Annotated in this window: 11 protein-coding genes and 1 tRNA gene; 5 read left to right on the forward strand and 7 right to left on the reverse strand. The window is 67.7% G+C overall.

Annotated features, from left to right (window positions below; genetic code table 11):
- Positions 1 to 16 precede the first annotated feature (16 nt).
- The 3 genes from serS (at position 17) to PTQ19_RS02155 (ending at position 2,283) form a co-directional block, all read left to right on the forward strand.
- Complete coding sequence (serS, locus tag PTQ19_RS02145; protein ID WP_274368274.1) at positions 17 to 1,336, forward strand: serine--tRNA ligase; 1,320 nt, start codon at positions 17 to 19, stop codon at positions 1,334 to 1,336.
- Complete coding sequence (locus PTQ19_RS02150) at positions 1,333 to 2,127, forward strand: HAD family hydrolase (RefSeq protein WP_274368275.1); 795 nt, start codon at positions 1,333 to 1,335, stop codon at positions 2,125 to 2,127. Before serS ends, PTQ19_RS02150 begins: the two co-directional genes overlap by 4 nt.
- A 71-nt stretch (positions 2,128 to 2,198) precedes the next feature.
- A tRNA-Ser gene (locus PTQ19_RS02155) sits at positions 2,199 to 2,283 on the forward strand.
- A 72-nt stretch (positions 2,284 to 2,355) separates the two neighbouring features.
- Here PTQ19_RS02155 and PTQ19_RS02160 read toward each other — a convergent pair.
- From PTQ19_RS02160 to PTQ19_RS02190, 7 genes are all read right to left on the reverse strand, one after another.
- Complete coding sequence (locus tag PTQ19_RS02160; protein WP_274368276.1) at positions 2,356 to 3,846, reverse strand: arylsulfatase; 1,491 nt, start codon at positions 3,844 to 3,846, stop codon at positions 2,356 to 2,358.
- Positions 3,843 to 5,681 (reverse strand): glycoside hydrolase family 35 protein, encoded by a 1,839-nt coding sequence (locus PTQ19_RS02165; RefSeq protein WP_274368277.1) that lies wholly within the window; start codon positions 5,679 to 5,681, stop codon positions 3,843 to 3,845. The genes PTQ19_RS02160 and PTQ19_RS02165 overlap by 4 nt, the downstream gene beginning before the upstream one ends.
- A gap of 93 nt (positions 5,682 to 5,774) precedes the next feature.
- Positions 5,775 to 7,424 (reverse strand): ABC transporter substrate-binding protein, encoded by a 1,650-nt coding sequence (locus PTQ19_RS02170; RefSeq protein WP_274368278.1) that lies wholly within the window; start codon positions 7,422 to 7,424, stop codon positions 5,775 to 5,777.
- A gap of 23 nt (positions 7,425 to 7,447) precedes the next feature.
- Positions 7,448 to 8,281 carry an ABC transporter ATP-binding protein gene (locus PTQ19_RS02175; protein WP_224817191.1) on the reverse strand — a complete coding sequence of 278 codons (834 nt, stop codon included), beginning with the start codon at positions 8,279 to 8,281 and terminating at the stop codon, positions 7,448 to 7,450.
- Complete coding sequence (locus PTQ19_RS02180; RefSeq protein ID WP_274368279.1) at positions 8,278 to 9,318, reverse strand: ABC transporter ATP-binding protein; 1,041 nt, start codon at positions 9,316 to 9,318, stop codon at positions 8,278 to 8,280. The genes PTQ19_RS02175 and PTQ19_RS02180 overlap by 4 nt, the downstream gene beginning before the upstream one ends.
- The gene (locus PTQ19_RS02185) at positions 9,315 to 10,229 is read right to left on the reverse strand and encodes an ABC transporter permease (protein ID WP_206821137.1); all 915 of its coding nucleotides are present in this window, start codon (positions 10,227 to 10,229) and stop codon (positions 9,315 to 9,317) included. Before PTQ19_RS02185 ends, PTQ19_RS02180 begins: the two co-directional genes overlap by 4 nt.
- A gap of 1 nt (position 10,230) precedes the next feature.
- Positions 10,231 to 11,334: an ABC transporter permease gene (locus tag PTQ19_RS02190; RefSeq protein ID WP_224817192.1), complete on the reverse strand. Its 1,104-nt coding sequence runs from the start codon at positions 11,332 to 11,334 to the stop codon at positions 10,231 to 10,233.
- A 226-nt stretch (positions 11,335 to 11,560) separates the two neighbouring features.
- Between PTQ19_RS02190 and PTQ19_RS02195 the strand changes: the two genes are divergently transcribed.
- Positions 11,561 to 12,943 carry a sulfatase gene (locus PTQ19_RS02195; RefSeq protein ID WP_274368280.1) on the forward strand — a complete coding sequence of 461 codons (1,383 nt, stop codon included), beginning with the start codon at positions 11,561 to 11,563 and terminating at the stop codon, positions 12,941 to 12,943.
- An 84-nt stretch (positions 12,944 to 13,027) separates the two neighbouring features.
- Positions 13,028 to 14,287 carry an LCP family protein gene (locus tag PTQ19_RS02200; RefSeq protein ID WP_274368281.1) on the forward strand — a complete coding sequence of 420 codons (1,260 nt, stop codon included), beginning with the start codon at positions 13,028 to 13,030 and terminating at the stop codon, positions 14,285 to 14,287.
- The last annotated feature ends 2 nt before the right edge of the window (positions 14,288 to 14,289 follow it).

Genomic DNA, 14,289 nt, shown 5'->3' on the forward strand with positions numbered 1-14,289 from the left:
TCGCTAGACTTGCACAATGATCGATCTCGCCCTTCTCCGTGACGAGCCCGAGCTCGTCCGTCGTTCACAGATCGCCCGCGGAAACGCGCCTGAGACGGTTGATACGGCACTGGAGGCGGACCGATCGCGCCGCAGCGCGCTCAGCGCGTTCGAAGAGCTGCGCGCCGAGCAGAACGCCTTCGGCAAGACCGTCGCCAAGGCACCCAAAGACGAGAAGGCGGCGCTGGTCGCTCAGGCCAAGCAGCTCGCTGATCGCGTCAAGCAGGCGCAGCAGGCAGCCGGTGCGGCCGCCGAGGCCGCGGCATCCGCTCTCGACCGCATCGAGAACGTGATCATCGACGGTGTCCCGGCCGGCGGCGAGGCGGACTTCGTCGAGCTGCGCCGCGTCGGCGACGTGCCCGCGTTCGACTTCGAGCCCCGCGATCACCTCGAGCTGGGAGAACTGCTCGGGGCGATCGACATGGAGCGCGGGGCAAAGGTCTCTGGTGCCCGCTTCTACTTCCTCAAGGGCATCGGTGCGCGCCTCGAGATCGCGCTGATGAACCTCGCGCTCGACAAGGCGCTGCAGAACGGCTTCACGCCGATGATCGTGCCCACGCTGGTGCGCCCCGAGATCATGCAGGGCACCGGCTTCCTCGGTGAGCACGCCGACGAGGTCTACCACCTCGACAAGGACGACCTGTACCTCGTCGGCACCAGCGAGGTGCCGCTCGCCGGCTACCACAAGGACGAGATCCTCGACCTCGGCGACGGCGACGGCGCCCTGCGCTATGCCGGCTGGTCGACCTGCTACCGCAGCGAGGCGGGCTCGCACGGCAAGGACACCCGCGGCATCATCCGCGTGCACCAGTTCAACAAACTCGAGATGTTCGTCTACACGACGCCGGGTGAGGCCGAGGCCGAGCATGACCGCCTGGTCGCTCTGCAAGAAGAGATGCTCACCGCACTCGGGCTGGCCTACCGCGTGATCGACGTCGCCGCGGGCGACCTCGGCTCGAGCGCGGCCCGCAAGTTCGACATCGAGGCGTGGGTGCCCACCCAAGGTGCGTTCCGCGAGCTCACGTCGACCTCGAACTGCACGACATACCAGGCGCGTCGCCTCGACGTGCGCTACCGTCCGGCATCGGATGCCGCGGGCGAGACGGTCAAGACGACGAACGTCGCCACCCTGAACGGCACGCTCGCCACCACCCGGTGGATCGTGGCGTTGCTGGAGACCCACCAGCAGGCCGACGGCTCGGTGACCGTACCCGAGGTGCTGCGCCCGTACCTGGGCGGCATCGACGTGCTGCGCCCGCTCGGATGGACGCCCCCGGCTGACGAGGGCGAGGCGTGACGCCGCGGGGCCTGGTCGGCCTCGACATCGACGGCACCATCCTGCTGCAGGACGAGACCCCCAGCCCCGGTGTGCTCGACGCCGTCGCCGAGGTGCGTGCAGCCGGCTACGAGGTGATGCTCGCGACCGGTCGCAGCTGGTCGGGTACCCAGCACGTGCACGAGATGCTGGGACTGACCAGCGAATACGTGGTGTGCTCGAACGGTGCCGTCATCATGCGTCGGGTCGACGGTGAATGGCAGCGCTGGCGGGTCGAGGTGTTCGACCCCAATACAGTTCTCGAGCTGCTCGGCTCGCACCTGCCCGAGGCGAACTACATGGTCGAGCTCGCGTCGGGCGAGCGGCTCTACACCGGGCGCATCGACGAGTGGTCGCCCGACAGCGGCCACCAGGTCGGGTTCGACGAGCTCGGCGCCCAGCCGGTCTCGCGCGTCGTCGTGGTCTCGCCGCAACATGACGAGGCCGACTTCGAACGCGTCGTCGCTGCCGCCGGCCTCAACGAGGTCTCGTACGCCATCGGCTGGACCTCGTGGCTCGACATCGCCCCGCAGGGCGTCGACAAGGGCACGGCGCTCGAGCGCGTGTGCGCACAGCTTCAGGCGCCCCGCGACAGCGTGCTCGTGGCCGGTGACGGTCGCAACGATCTGGGGATGTTCTCGTGGGCGCTCGCCGGAGGCGGACGAGCCGTCGCGATGGGGCAGGCCGTCGACGAGGTGCAGAACGCCGCGGGAGAGCTGACCGGCATGGTCGAGGACGGCGGACTGGCCGTCGCCCTGCGCACGTTGCTCTGAACCGTCTGGCATCGGCATCGCCGGGAAACGGATAGACTCGACCCTTGATCGCCCGATGCGAATCGAGCGATGGAGGGTTGTCCGAGCGGCCGATGGAGCTGGTCTTGAAAACCAGTGGGCAGAGATGTCCCGTGGGTTCGAATCCCACACCCTCCGCAGAAGACGAGTGAAGCGCCGCCCGGTGGGGCGGCGCTTCACTCATTCATCGGGCGGTGCGGTGCGAGGCGGTCACCCCGCGTCGAGCACCTCGTGCAGATGCGGCAGCACTGCAGAGACGGCGACGCCCGTCTGCAGCATCCCGTCGCGCACAAAGCCCTCGGGACGGCCCTGAAGCGCCGCGATCAACTGCGCACGGCACCGGAGCAGCGCGTCGCGCGCGCTCTCGTCGTGCGACAGATCCGTCGTCTCATCGGGGTCCTCGACGAGATCGAACAGCTGCTCGACCCCGTCACCGGATGCCCACACGTACTTGTAGCGCCCGTCGGTGACCCATTGCAGCGACTGGCCCCAGTAGACGTGCTCGCCGTGGAGCCAGTCGCGGTGCGCGGTGTCATCCGCGGTGCCCGTCACAATGCTGGCGAGCGAGGCTCCGTCGACGGTGTCGGGTACCTCGATGCCCGCGAGCTCCAGCAGGGTGGGCATGACGTCGCGCAGCTCGCCCAACGCCGAGCTGACTCGTTTGGTCGCCGCGCCGACGGCGCGCGCGGGAGCATCCGCCACGATCAGCGGGACGCGGGCCGAACCCTCATAGGGAACCGCCTTGCGGTAGATGTCGTGGTCGCCGAGCATCTCGCCGTGGTCGCTGGTGAACAGCACCACGGTGTTCTCGGCCTCGCCCGCCTGCGCCAGCAGTTCGAGGAATCGGCCGATCTGCAGATCGACGTGCGCCATCGCCCCGTAGTAGCCCGCCCTGGCCCGCCGGATGACGTCGTCGGGCATGTCGCCCAGCGATGTCTGATGCCCGCCATCGTTGCGATGCGCGTCCCACACCCCGTTCCAGTCGCCGCGCACCGGGGCGTGCGGTTCGGCCGCCAGGTACTGCTCCAGAGCCCATGCCGGCGGGTCGTAGGGAGGGTGCGGACGGTGGTACGACAGGTACAGGAAGAACGGCTGCGTGGGGTCGCGTCGCTCGAGGAAGCGCCCCGCCGTCGAGGTCACCCAGTTCGTCGGATGCAGGTGCTCGGCCTTGTCCCAGGGGCGGGTCACCACCGAGTTGCATCCGGCGCCGTGGTCGAAGTACTCCTCGTCGGCGCTCACCCCAGGCTGTCGGCGCAGCCAGTGCACGTAATCGTCGATCGGCTCCAGGTGACCGCCGTGCTCCCGACGTGCGTGGTGGAGGAACCCGTCGTGCAGCTGCACATCGTCGAAGCCCAGACGCGCGCGTTGCGGCCAGACGTGCATCTTGCCGATCGCCTGAGTCTGATAGCCCGCATCGCGGAAGACGCCGGGCAGGGTGACGGGCTGGGCCAGCGTGCAGTCGACGCCTTCGACGTAGCCGACCAGACCGTGTCGCTCCTGCGACTGCCCGGTCAGCAGCGCGGCACGGGCGGGGACGCATGTCGGGGTCGCGGAGTACGCCCGGTCGAACCGCACGCCCCGTGCGGCGAGCTCGTCCAGCACGGGGGTGCGCACGACCGGGTGCCCTGCCGCAGAGAGCGCGTCTCCGCGCCATTGGTCCGCGACGATCAGGACGACGTTCGGGCGCCGGCCGCCGGTCATGGCTGAGCCGGTTCGCCGAGGTCGGGGCGCGCCAGCAGGCTCATGCCGCCGTCCGTGACCGTCGGTGAGGGGTCGGTTTCGAGGACCGTGACGGTGTGGGACCCGGCGGATGCCAGCAGCGGGCCGGGGCAGTACAGGCTCTGCTGCGGGCCGATGTGCCAGAACCGCCCGAGCATGCTGTCGTCGATCCACAGGAACCCGCGACCGCGCTGCGCCGTCGAGATGTTGGCATCCGTGCCCGCTTCGTCGGCACCTACCGCCAGCTCATACTGTCGATAGGTCAGGCCGTCGGCCTGCGGCGCCGGGCGGTCCTGCGTGCACAGCGCGGAGACGGCTGCGCCGACGACATCCAGGGCGAGCGGGTACGCGCGCCAGCCGTTGATGAAGCGGTTGCCCCACCACACGCCGGTGAGAATCCCCTTGCGGTCGCCCAGCAGCGGCCCGAAGTTGATGCGTCCCTGAGACTCGACGAGCACGTCGATACGCAGCACACCCCGCTCGGCGGTGATCTCAAGCGTCTCGGGAGTGCCCTCATCGCGATTGACGATGCCCACCAGCCGCCCGTCGATGAACACGTGCGCACGGTCGTGCAGGTCGTGCAGGCGCACCGGAACCGTGCCGCCCGCGTGGGCGACCTCGGAGCGCAGCAGCAGCATCCCGCGCTCCAACCCGAGCTGTTCGAACGTGGGCGGTTCGGGCACGGGCTCGGTGACGGTGCGCAGCCCTGGCACCTGCGGTGCCGTGGCCAGCGAGAGCTCCTGCAGGTCGTCGCACGTCAGCACGCCCGACGTCGTCAGCGGGAGGTCTCGCGGCGTCAGCGCCGGCGGTGCGACGGCGAGGTCGGCGGGCATCTCGGGCACCGGAAGGTACTCGGCGATGATGCTGCGGAACGCGTGGAACTTCGGCGACAGCGAGCCGTCCTCGCCGATCGGTGCGTCGTAGTCGTACGAGGTGATGGTCGGCTGGATTACACCGTCGTGGTTCGACCCGTTCCACAGCCCGTAGTTGGTGCCGCCGACGGCCATGTAGAAGTTCGTGCTCATGTTGCCGGCGAGCATCGTGCGCAGCTCATGGGCAGCCTCTTCAGGGGCGCGCGTGTGGTGCTGCTCGCCCCAGTGGTCGAACCAGCCGTGCCAGTACTCCATGCACATCGGAGGAGTGTCGGGGAACTCCGCGGCGAAGGTCTCGAGGTGCTCGGCGGTGCGCGATCCGAAGTTCATCGTCGGCAGAGCGCCTTCGACAGTGCCGGCGAGCAACCAGCTCATCCGGGGGCCGTCGCTGGTCACGAGCGGCACGGTGATGCCCCGGGCCAGCAATCCGTCGCGCAGGTGCTCGAGATACTGCAGGTCGTCGCCGAACGAGCCGTACTCGTTCTCAATCTGCACGAGGATGACGCGTCCGCCCTCCGGATACTGGCGGGCGGCGATCAGCGGGATCACCTCGTCGAACCAGCGGTCGACCTCGGCGAGGTACGCCGGGTTGCTCGTGCGCAGGCGCATGCCGGGGTCGGCGAGCAGCCACCCCGGGAAGCCGCCGTTCTCCCACTCACCGCAAGCGTACGGGCCGGGGCGCACCAGGATGTCGAGGTCCTCGGCGGCAGCGGTGTCGAGGAAGCGCTCCAGATCGGCCGCCCCCGAGAAGTCGTACACGCCAGGAGCGGGCGCGTGGAAGTTCCACGGCACGTACGTCTCGACGGCGTTCGCGCCCATCGCGCGCAGACGGCGCAGCCGGTCGGCCCACTGATCGGGGTGCACGCGGCTGTAGTGGAACGCTCCCGACACGATCAGGTGCGGCTCGCCGTCCCGCAGGAAGCGGGTGCCGGAGGTGGTGAACATGATGGCCTTTCTCAGGGGGATGACGGGGAAGAACAGAGCGGGTATGCCGATGGCGGGGCAGTCGAGACCGCCCCGCCATCGACCGTGCGGGCATCAGCCGCGCGGTTCGAGATTCATGATGGTGAGAATCGCGTCGGCCGGCAGCGTCGGGTTCGGGGCGTAGTCGTCCTCGCCGGGGACCGGGAATCCGGTCCACCGCGTCTGGTTCGCGACAGCCTTCCAACCCGCGGTCGCCGTGGCGATGAACGGCGCCTCGTCGGCCATGATCTGCTGGGCCTGAGCCGACAGCTCTGCAGCGCGCGCCGCGTCGGAGCCGGGGGCGATCGCACCCAGCTCGGCGACGACAGCGTCGAACTCGGCGTTCTGCCAGCGGCCCTGGTTGTAGACCGCGGCCTCACCGATCGGCTTGTAGGCGAGAGCGGTCATCGAGCTGTACGCCACGTACGGAGTCGACCCGAAGATCGGCGAGCCCGACAGCATCCCGAACTGGCCGGTGCTGCTCGCCTCGGTGAACGGGGCATCCGCCATCTGGTTGATCGCGACGTCGAGTCCGAGGTTCTCCCGCCACTGGTCGGCCATGATCGTGCCGGTGCGCACCCACTCCTCGTAGGGCTGGTACACGTCGTAGCGCAGCTCGAAGCTCTCGCCATCCTTGACGAGCTTGCCGTCCTCGACGCTCCAGCCGCCGTCTTCGAGCTCCGCGAGTGCCGCGTCGACGTCCTGCTTCTGCTCGGTGCCCTCGGCGAGCTGGTCGGCGTAGACGACATCCGAGACGCCGGCCTGGGTCGGGACGTCGTAGCCGACGGCGGCGATCTCGGCGCCGATCTGCAGATCGAGCGCTGCGCGCAGCGCGCGACGCACGTGCGGGTCGTCGTAGGGTGCGACCTCGGTGTTGAAGATCAGTCCGTCCGACGTGCCGGTCGGGTAGAAACCGTAGAGGTTGTTCTCGGGGTCCTTGGCGATGAACTCCTCATCGGCGTTCGACCATCCGAAGGTGCCGAAGTCCATCTGGCCCGAGATCAGCTGGCTCATGCGTGCGTCGCCGGTCACCGCGTGCATGTTCAGGGTCTCGACGCCTGCCGACTCACCACCCCAGTAGTCGTCGCGCAGCGTGAACGAGATCTGCTGTGGCGAGAACTTGTCGAGCACGGCGGGCCCGGTGCCGATCGGCTCGGGGTTCGTCCACTCGCGGACGTTCTGCTCCGACCAGATGTGCTCGGGAACGATCTGACGGGTGGCGAACGACGCCAGGTCGGCGAAGGACTGCTTGTCGTACGTGACGGTGACGGTGTGCTCGTCGGTCGCCTCGACGCTTGTGAAGGGGTACGCCTGCGGGGTCTCGCCGGCCAGGACGAGGTTCCAGGTGAACGCCACGTCGGCCGCGGTGAACGGCTCGCCGTCGGCCCAGGTGACGTCGTCGCGCAGCGTGAAGGTCAGCTCGGTGCCGTCTTCGTTGAACCCCCACTCGGTGGCGAGGTGCGGCATGATCTCACCGGCCGACACGCGGTTCATGCGGATCAGCGGCTCGTACACGTACGCGGTTCCCGGAGTCACGGCCACGCCGGTGGGCGAGAACAGGTTGAAGTTCTGCGTCCAGGTGGTGCCGCCCCAGCCGATCTGGTTGATCACGGTCGGCGTATCGGCGTCGGAGGTCGTGGCACCGGCGTCGAACGAGCATCCGGTCAGCGCGATCGAGGCCGCGAGTGCGACGCCCGCGGTCGCGATGAGTCTGTTCTTCTTCATTGAATCTCCTGGTTGTGGTGGGGTCAGACGGACTGCGGATCGCGCGTCGGCTTCACGCGCGAGGGATCGGGGGCGGCATCCAGCAGCAGCCGGGTGTATGGATGCTGCGGGTTCGAGATCAGCTCCTCGGTCGGACCGGTCTCGACCATCCGGCCGTGATACATCACGCACATCCGATCCGAGACGTAGCGCGCGCTCGCGATGTCGTGCGTGATGTAGAGGATGCTGACGCCCTGCTCGCGGCGGATGCGGTCGAGCAAATTCAGCACGTCGAGGCGGATCGAGACGTCGAGCATCGATGTCGGCTCGTCGGCGAGGATCACGCTCGGCTCGACCGCCAGAGCGCGCGCGATCGACACGCGTTGGCGCTGCCCGCCCGAGAGCGAGGTTGGATAGCGGTCGATGTAGTCCTTGCTCGGGGTCAGCGCCACCAGCTCGAGCAGCTCGTGGATGCGTGCGTCGACGTCACGGCCCGAGAGCTGCGGGTGGTGGATGCGAATGACGCGCCCCAGGATGTGGCGGAGCGTCTTAAGGGAGTTCAGCGAGGCGAACGGGTCCTGGTAGACCAATTGCACCTGCTTGGCGTACTCCAGGCGCTTCGTGCGCTTGGTGATCGCAGCGCCGTGCAGCCGGATCTCGCCGTCGCTGGGAGTGAGGATGCGCGCGAGCGCACGGGCGATGGTGGTCTTGCCCGAACCGGACTCGCCGACGAGGGCGACGATCTCGCCCGCGTGCAGCGCCAGGCTGACGCCGTCGCAGGCCTTGACCGTTGTGCGGCGCCCCTGTTCGTCACGGCCATCGAACGTGATCGTCACATCGTCGGCCGCCAGCACAACGGGGCTCTCTGCGGTGTTCATCGGGTGGCTCCTGTCGAGGCGAGTGCGGTGCCCGCGACGAACTCCTCGTGCCGCACATGGCATGCCGTGCGGGAGACTCCGAGATCGACGAGCTCCGGGCGCGTTGTGCCGCACTGTTCGACGGCTTCGCGGCAGCGTGCGCGGAACGGGCAGCCGCTCGGCAGCGCGCGCAGATCGGGCGGGCTGCCGGGGATGCCGTGCCGCACCTGACGCGGCTCGTGCAGCGAGGGGAACGAGTTGCGCAGCCCCTGGGTGTACGGGTGCTGCGGGTTCTCGGCGATCGTTCGCGCGGGCGCGAGTTCGACGATCCGTCCCGCGTACATGATCGCGACGCGGTCGGCCATCTCCAGCAGAAGCGAGAGGTCGTGCGTCACGAAGATCACGGCGAACCCCAGCTCTTCCTGCAGGCGCAGGATGTGCGTCAGGATCTGGCGCTGCATGACGACGTCGACCGCGGTCGTCGGCTCGTCCATCACAATCAGGTCGGGTTCGCAGGCGAGAGCCAGGGCGATGAGCGCGCGCTGGCGCATTCCGCCCGAGAGCTCGTGGGCGTACTTGTCCATCGCGGTGGGCGCGATACCCACCATCTGCAGCAGGTCGGCGGTGCGGGTGCGGATCTGCGCGCGGCTGATACGCGGCTGATGGGCGCGAAGTGTGTCGGCGAACTGCGCAATGAGCCGCGTGACGGGGTTCAGGCAGGCCATTGCCGACTGCATGACGATCGAGATGTCCGACCAGCGCAGCGCGCGCATCTCGCGCTCGCCGGCCTGCACGAGGTCGATGCCGTTCGGGTGCTTCTCGTCGTACAGGATCACTTCGCCCTTGGGGGTGACCGCGGGTGGGTTCTGCAGGCGGGTGATCGCGGTGAGCAGGGTCGACTTGCCCGAAGCGGACTCGCCGGCGATTCCGAGGATCTCTCCGCGGTGCACGTCGAGGGTGATGTCGGAACACGCTTTGACGTTCTGGTCGTCGGTCACCCCGAGGTACATGACATCGAGGTCGCGAACGCTGAGCAGGGGGATGGGTGCGTCGGTCATGCCGTGACCTCCTTGTTGCGGCGGCGCTCGGCCCGCTGGCGGGCGGTGTAGGCCCGGGTGCGTGCGGCGAGAGTCGCGTTCAGGCGAGGGTTGGTGACTTCGTCGAGACCGAAGTTGATCATCGCGGTGGCGAAGCCGATCAGAGCGATGCACAACCCGGGCGGCAGGAAGTACCACCACTGGCCGCGGAGGATCGCCCCGGAGGACTGAGCCTGCGCGATCATCGTTCCCCAGGTGATCCCCGACGTGTCGCCGAGCCCGAGGAACGCCAACGATGCCTCGGCGAAGATGCCCCCGACGAGCGCGGTCAGGAACATCGCCGAGATGATGCCGTAGAGGTGCGGGATCACCTCGACGACGATGATGCGCCAGGTCGACTCGCCGGATGTGCGTAGCGCCGAAGTGAAATCGCGGCTACGCAGGCTGAGCGTCTGTGAGCGGATGACGCGGGCGCCGCCGGGCCAGGCGAGCAGGCCGATGACCATCGCGACGAGCACATATCCGGGGTTCTGCACGTAGCCGGCGATGATGAACAGCAGCGCGAAGCCGGGCAGTGTCATCAGGATGTTGACGATCGCATTGATGGTGCGGTCCGTGTTGCCGCCGAGGTACCCGGATGCGGTGCCGACGAGCACGGCGAGCACGGTCGCGATGGTGCCCGAGAGTACGCCGACCACCACCGAGCCGCGGGCTCCGATGATGAGCTGGGCGAACACATCCTGGCCGGTCATGTTCGTGCCGAGCCAGTGGTCGGACGAAGGCGGCGAGGCGATGGCCTCGTAGTCGACGGCGATGGGGTTGATGCCCAGGACACTCTCGACGAACCACGGACCGAGCACCGCCAGCAGGGCGAAGAAGCCCAGGATGCCGATGCCGACGGCGACCTTGGGATTGCGCATGATGCGAGGCATCTCAGGACTCCTTGGTTCGCGGGTCGAGCAGCACGTACAGCGAGTCGGCGATGAAGTTCGCCACCAGCACCGCAAGGACGATGATCAGGAAGATCGCCTGCATCAGCGGGAAGTCCTTGGTGGTGATCGCCTGGTAGAGCAGGTATCCCATGCCGGGGTACGTGAAGACGATCTCGGTGAGTACGACGCCGCCGATGATGCCGCCGATGGCGGTGGCAAGGCCCGTGACGTTCGGCAGCATCGCGTTGCGAGCCGCATAGCGGAAGATCACTCGGCTGTTCGACAGGCCCTTGCCGCGTGCCAGCGTGACGAAGTCCTCGCTGGTGGTGGTGACCATCATGTTGCGCATCGAGAACATCCACCCCGAGAACCCGACGAACACTCCGGTGAGGATCGGCAGCGCGGCGTACTCGAAGATCGACAGCACGAACCAGAAGTTGTTGATCTGGAACGGCACATTGGGGTCGTAGCCGCCCGATGAGGGGAACCAGCCGAGCGTGAGCGCGAACACCCAGAGCAGAATCAGCGCGATCCAGAACGACGGTGTCGACGAGAAGAACTGCGACACAGGGGTGAGCCAGGTGTCGAGGCGTGAACCGGGTCGGAAGCCGACCAGAATGCCGAGTGCGGTGCCGATGATCCACGCGGCGATCGTGGACACGCCGACAAGGAAGAGGGTCCAGGGCAGCGCTTCGGCGATCAGGTCGAGGACCGGAACGGGGTAGCGCGACACCGACAGCCCGAAGTCGAGTGTGAAGATGCTCGTCAGGTAGTCGATGTACTGCTGGAGCAGGTTGGCGTTCGGGTCTCCGTACAGGTTGCGGATCGATGCCATCATCTCGGGTGTGAGGCTCGCCCCGGTCTGGCGGGTGATCTGCAAAGCCAGTGTTTGAGCGGGATCGCCGGGCATCAGGCGCGGGATGAAGAAGTTGATCGTGATCGCGACCCACGCCGTGACCAGGTAAAAGCCCGCGCGCCTGCGCAGGAAGCCGCCCGCCTTGCGCCGCTTCTGCGGTGCCGGGGCGTCGAGCGCCTGCTGCGGATCGTCCGTCGGGGGCGTGCGAGGGGCGACGCCGGGGGCGTCGTTCGATCTCGTGGGAGTCACGGTGCCGCCTGTTCTCTACGTTGATGTCGGTCGAGCCCGGCGACGTTGCTCCCGCATGTGGAGTCTGATCGACGGTGATCATTTGTGATTAGTTAAACGATAAACACACACGAAATGCAACTGCAAGTCTGGATGTGAGGATCGCGTGTCGCAGGGGAGATGTACTCTGGGGGCGCAAACATCTACAACGCTTGAACACCCGTGCCCACGACGACAGGAGTCCCGCGTGAACACCCCGAATCTGGTGCTGATCCTGATCGATGACCTCGGGTGGCGTGACCTCGGTTGCACGGGGAGCGACTTCTACGAGACGCCGCACATCGACGCGCTCGCCGCGCAGGGCGTGCGGTTCACCGATGCGTATGCGGCGTCGTCGGTGTGCTCGCCGAGCCGGGCGAGCATGCTCACCGGCAAGCATCCGACCCGCGTCGGGATCACCGACTGGATCGGCGGCCACGGGGTGGGCGCACTCGCGGACGTGCCCTACCTGCACGCGCTGCCTGAGAACGAGTATTCGGTCGCACGGGCGCTGCGCGACGCCGGCTACCGCACCTGGCACGTCGGCAAGTGGCACTTGGGTGACGGCCGCAGTGCGCCCACCCGTCACGGGTTCGACCTGAACATCGGGGGCTCTCACGTGGGGCATCCGCCGTCGTACTTCAGCCCCTACGGTCTGGGCGGGCTCGCCGACGGCCCCGAGGGCGAGTACCTCACCGATCGGCTCACCGACGAGGCCATCGCGTTGATCGAATCGGCCGATGATCGACCGTTCTTCCTGAATCTGTGGCACTACGCCGTGCACACCCCGATCCAGTCGCCGCCGTCCCTCATCGACAAGTACGAGGCCAAGCTGAACGGACGCGACGTCGCGGGCGACATCGTCGAGGGCGAAGAGATGACCGCATGGCATCTGCGCGGACGCCGGGTGCGCCGTCGCATTGCGCAGAGCGACACCGGGTATGCGGCGATGATCGAGAACCTCGACGACAACATCGGTCGACTGATGGACGCACTGCGGCGCACGGGCAAGGCCGACGACACGATCATCGTGTTCACGAGCGACAACGGCGGTCTGTCGACCGCCGAGGGGTCGCCGACGTGCAACCTGCCGTTGCGCGAGGGCAAGGGGTGGATCCATGACGGCGGCACGCGCGTGCCCCTGATCGTCGTCGATCCGCGCGTCGAGGGGAGCGGGCGCACGTCGGATGCCATCACCTCGACGCCCGATATCTACCCCACGCTGCTCGAGCTCGCCGGCCTCGATGCGCTACCCGCGCAGCACGTCGATGGCACCAGCCTCGCGCGCGTCGTGCGTGACGAGCCGGGGCACGTGGCGCCGCCCGTGTACTGGCACTACCCGCACTACGCCAACCAGGGTGGGAAGCCGACCGTCGCCGTGAGACACGGCGCACTCAAACTGGTGCGCGACCTCGAGACGGGAGCACAGCGCCTCTTCGACATCGCCGCCGACCCGGGCGAAACGACCGATCTGGCGGCATCCGACCCCGAGTCCGTCGCCGAACTCGCGGCGGGACTCGATGCCTGGTTGCTCGATGTCGGCGCCATCCTTCCCCGCCGCAACCCATACCCGGTGCCCTTCGCCGACTGAGGCGGGCCGGTCGCGGTCACGGGGTTTCTCTCAGGGTGGCGCGCTACATTGCGGGTATCCCTGCCCTCCGGTGAAAGGCATTGAGTGAGCAAGTCGAGCACACGTCGGCGCCCGGTCGCGCGCCACGGTCAGCTGAACTCGCCATCGGCGGTCAACCAGCTGCTGAAGCTGGTCGGCATCGCCGTCGTCGTCGTGCTCGTCAGCGGAGTCGGGGTGCTCGGTTTCGTCGCGGCGAGTCTGACCGGATCGGTCAGCGCCAATGCCGTCGAGCTGGACGGGCAGAAGGAGCTGCCGCCGGACATCGCCGCCTACGAGGGCGGGTTCGACATCCTGCTCACCGGTGTCGACACGTGCGAGGACAAGTACGCGCACCTGTTCGGCGAGCGTTGTGAGAAACGCACGGGAGACGCGACGCTCAACGATGTGAACCTGCTGGTGCACGTCTCGGCCGAGCCTCGCAGGGTCACCGCGGTCAGCTTTCCGCGTGATCTGATGGTCGGGATCCCGGAGTGCACCGACGCCAACGGCACCACCCGATCTGCCATGAGCAAGCAGCCGTTGAACGCCGCCTACGAGCACGGTGGTGAGAAGGGCGGCCTGAACTGCGTCGCCAAGACGATCTCCACGCTGACGGGTGAGGACATCGAGTTCGCCGCGAAGCTCACCTTCGGCGGTGTGATCGAGATCACGGATGCCATCGGCGGCGTCGATGTCTGCCTCGCGAACCCGATCAAGGACAGCGCGACGGGGCTGGACCTCGCCGCGGGAGAGCACACCGTGCAGGGTCTTCAGGCCCTGCAGTTCCTGCGCACCCGTAAGGGCGTCGGCGACGGCAGTGATCTGGGTCGCATCGGCAACCAGCAGCAGTACATGTCGAGTCTGGCGCGCAAGATGATCAGCGGCGAGGTGCTCGGCAATGTGCCGGTCATGCTTCGACTGGCCGATACGGCGCTCAGCAACGTCGAGGCTTCCACATCGCTGGCAGACCCGATGAAGATCGTGCAGATCGCACTGGCCGTCAAGAGCGTGCCGTTCGAAGACATCGTGTTCGTGCAGTACCCCGCCGTCGACGACCCGAGTGACCCGAACAAGGTTGTTCCCGATGTTGCGGCGGCGACGGCTCTCTGGGACGCCATCTCGGCGAACAAGCAGCTGCAGATCACGCACGAGAACACGGCCAGCGACGGTGTCGTGGTGAAGGATCCCGTCGAGGGCGGTGACGCCACCGCGACGCCGACGCCTGCGCCGAGCGGCGAGCCGACGGACGTCGTCGCCCTGCCCGACTCGATCAAGGGCAACTCCGCGGCCGTGCAGACCTGCTCGAACGGCAACGTGCGCGGCTGATC

Source organism: Microbacterium esteraromaticum (assembly GCF_028747645.1).
GTDB lineage: Bacteria > Actinomycetota > Actinomycetes > Actinomycetales > Microbacteriaceae > Microbacterium > Microbacterium esteraromaticum_C.

Bases quoted from the DNA above. Each gene is read 5' to 3' on its own strand.
- serS (WP_274368274.1), top strand. From the start codon at position 17: ATGATCGATCTCGCCCTTCTCCGTGACGAGCCCGAGCTCGTCCGTCGT.
- PTQ19_RS02160 (WP_274368276.1), bottom strand. From the start codon at position 3,846: ATGACCGGCGGCCGGCGCCCGAACGTCGTCCTGATCGTCGCGGACCAA.
- PTQ19_RS02165 (WP_274368277.1), bottom strand. From the start codon at position 5,681: ATGTTCACCACCTCCGGCACCCGCTTCCTGCGGGACGGCGAGCCGCAC.
- PTQ19_RS02170 (WP_274368278.1), bottom strand. From the start codon at position 7,424: ATGAAGAAGAACAGACTCATCGCGACCGCGGGCGTCGCACTCGCGGCC.
- PTQ19_RS02175 (WP_224817191.1), bottom strand. From the start codon at position 8,281: ATGAACACCGCAGAGAGCCCCGTTGTGCTGGCGGCCGACGATGTGACG.
- PTQ19_RS02180 (WP_274368279.1), bottom strand. From the start codon at position 9,318: ATGACCGACGCACCCATCCCCCTGCTCAGCGTTCGCGACCTCGATGTC.
- PTQ19_RS02185 (WP_206821137.1), bottom strand. From the start codon at position 10,229: ATGCCTCGCATCATGCGCAATCCCAAGGTCGCCGTCGGCATCGGCATC.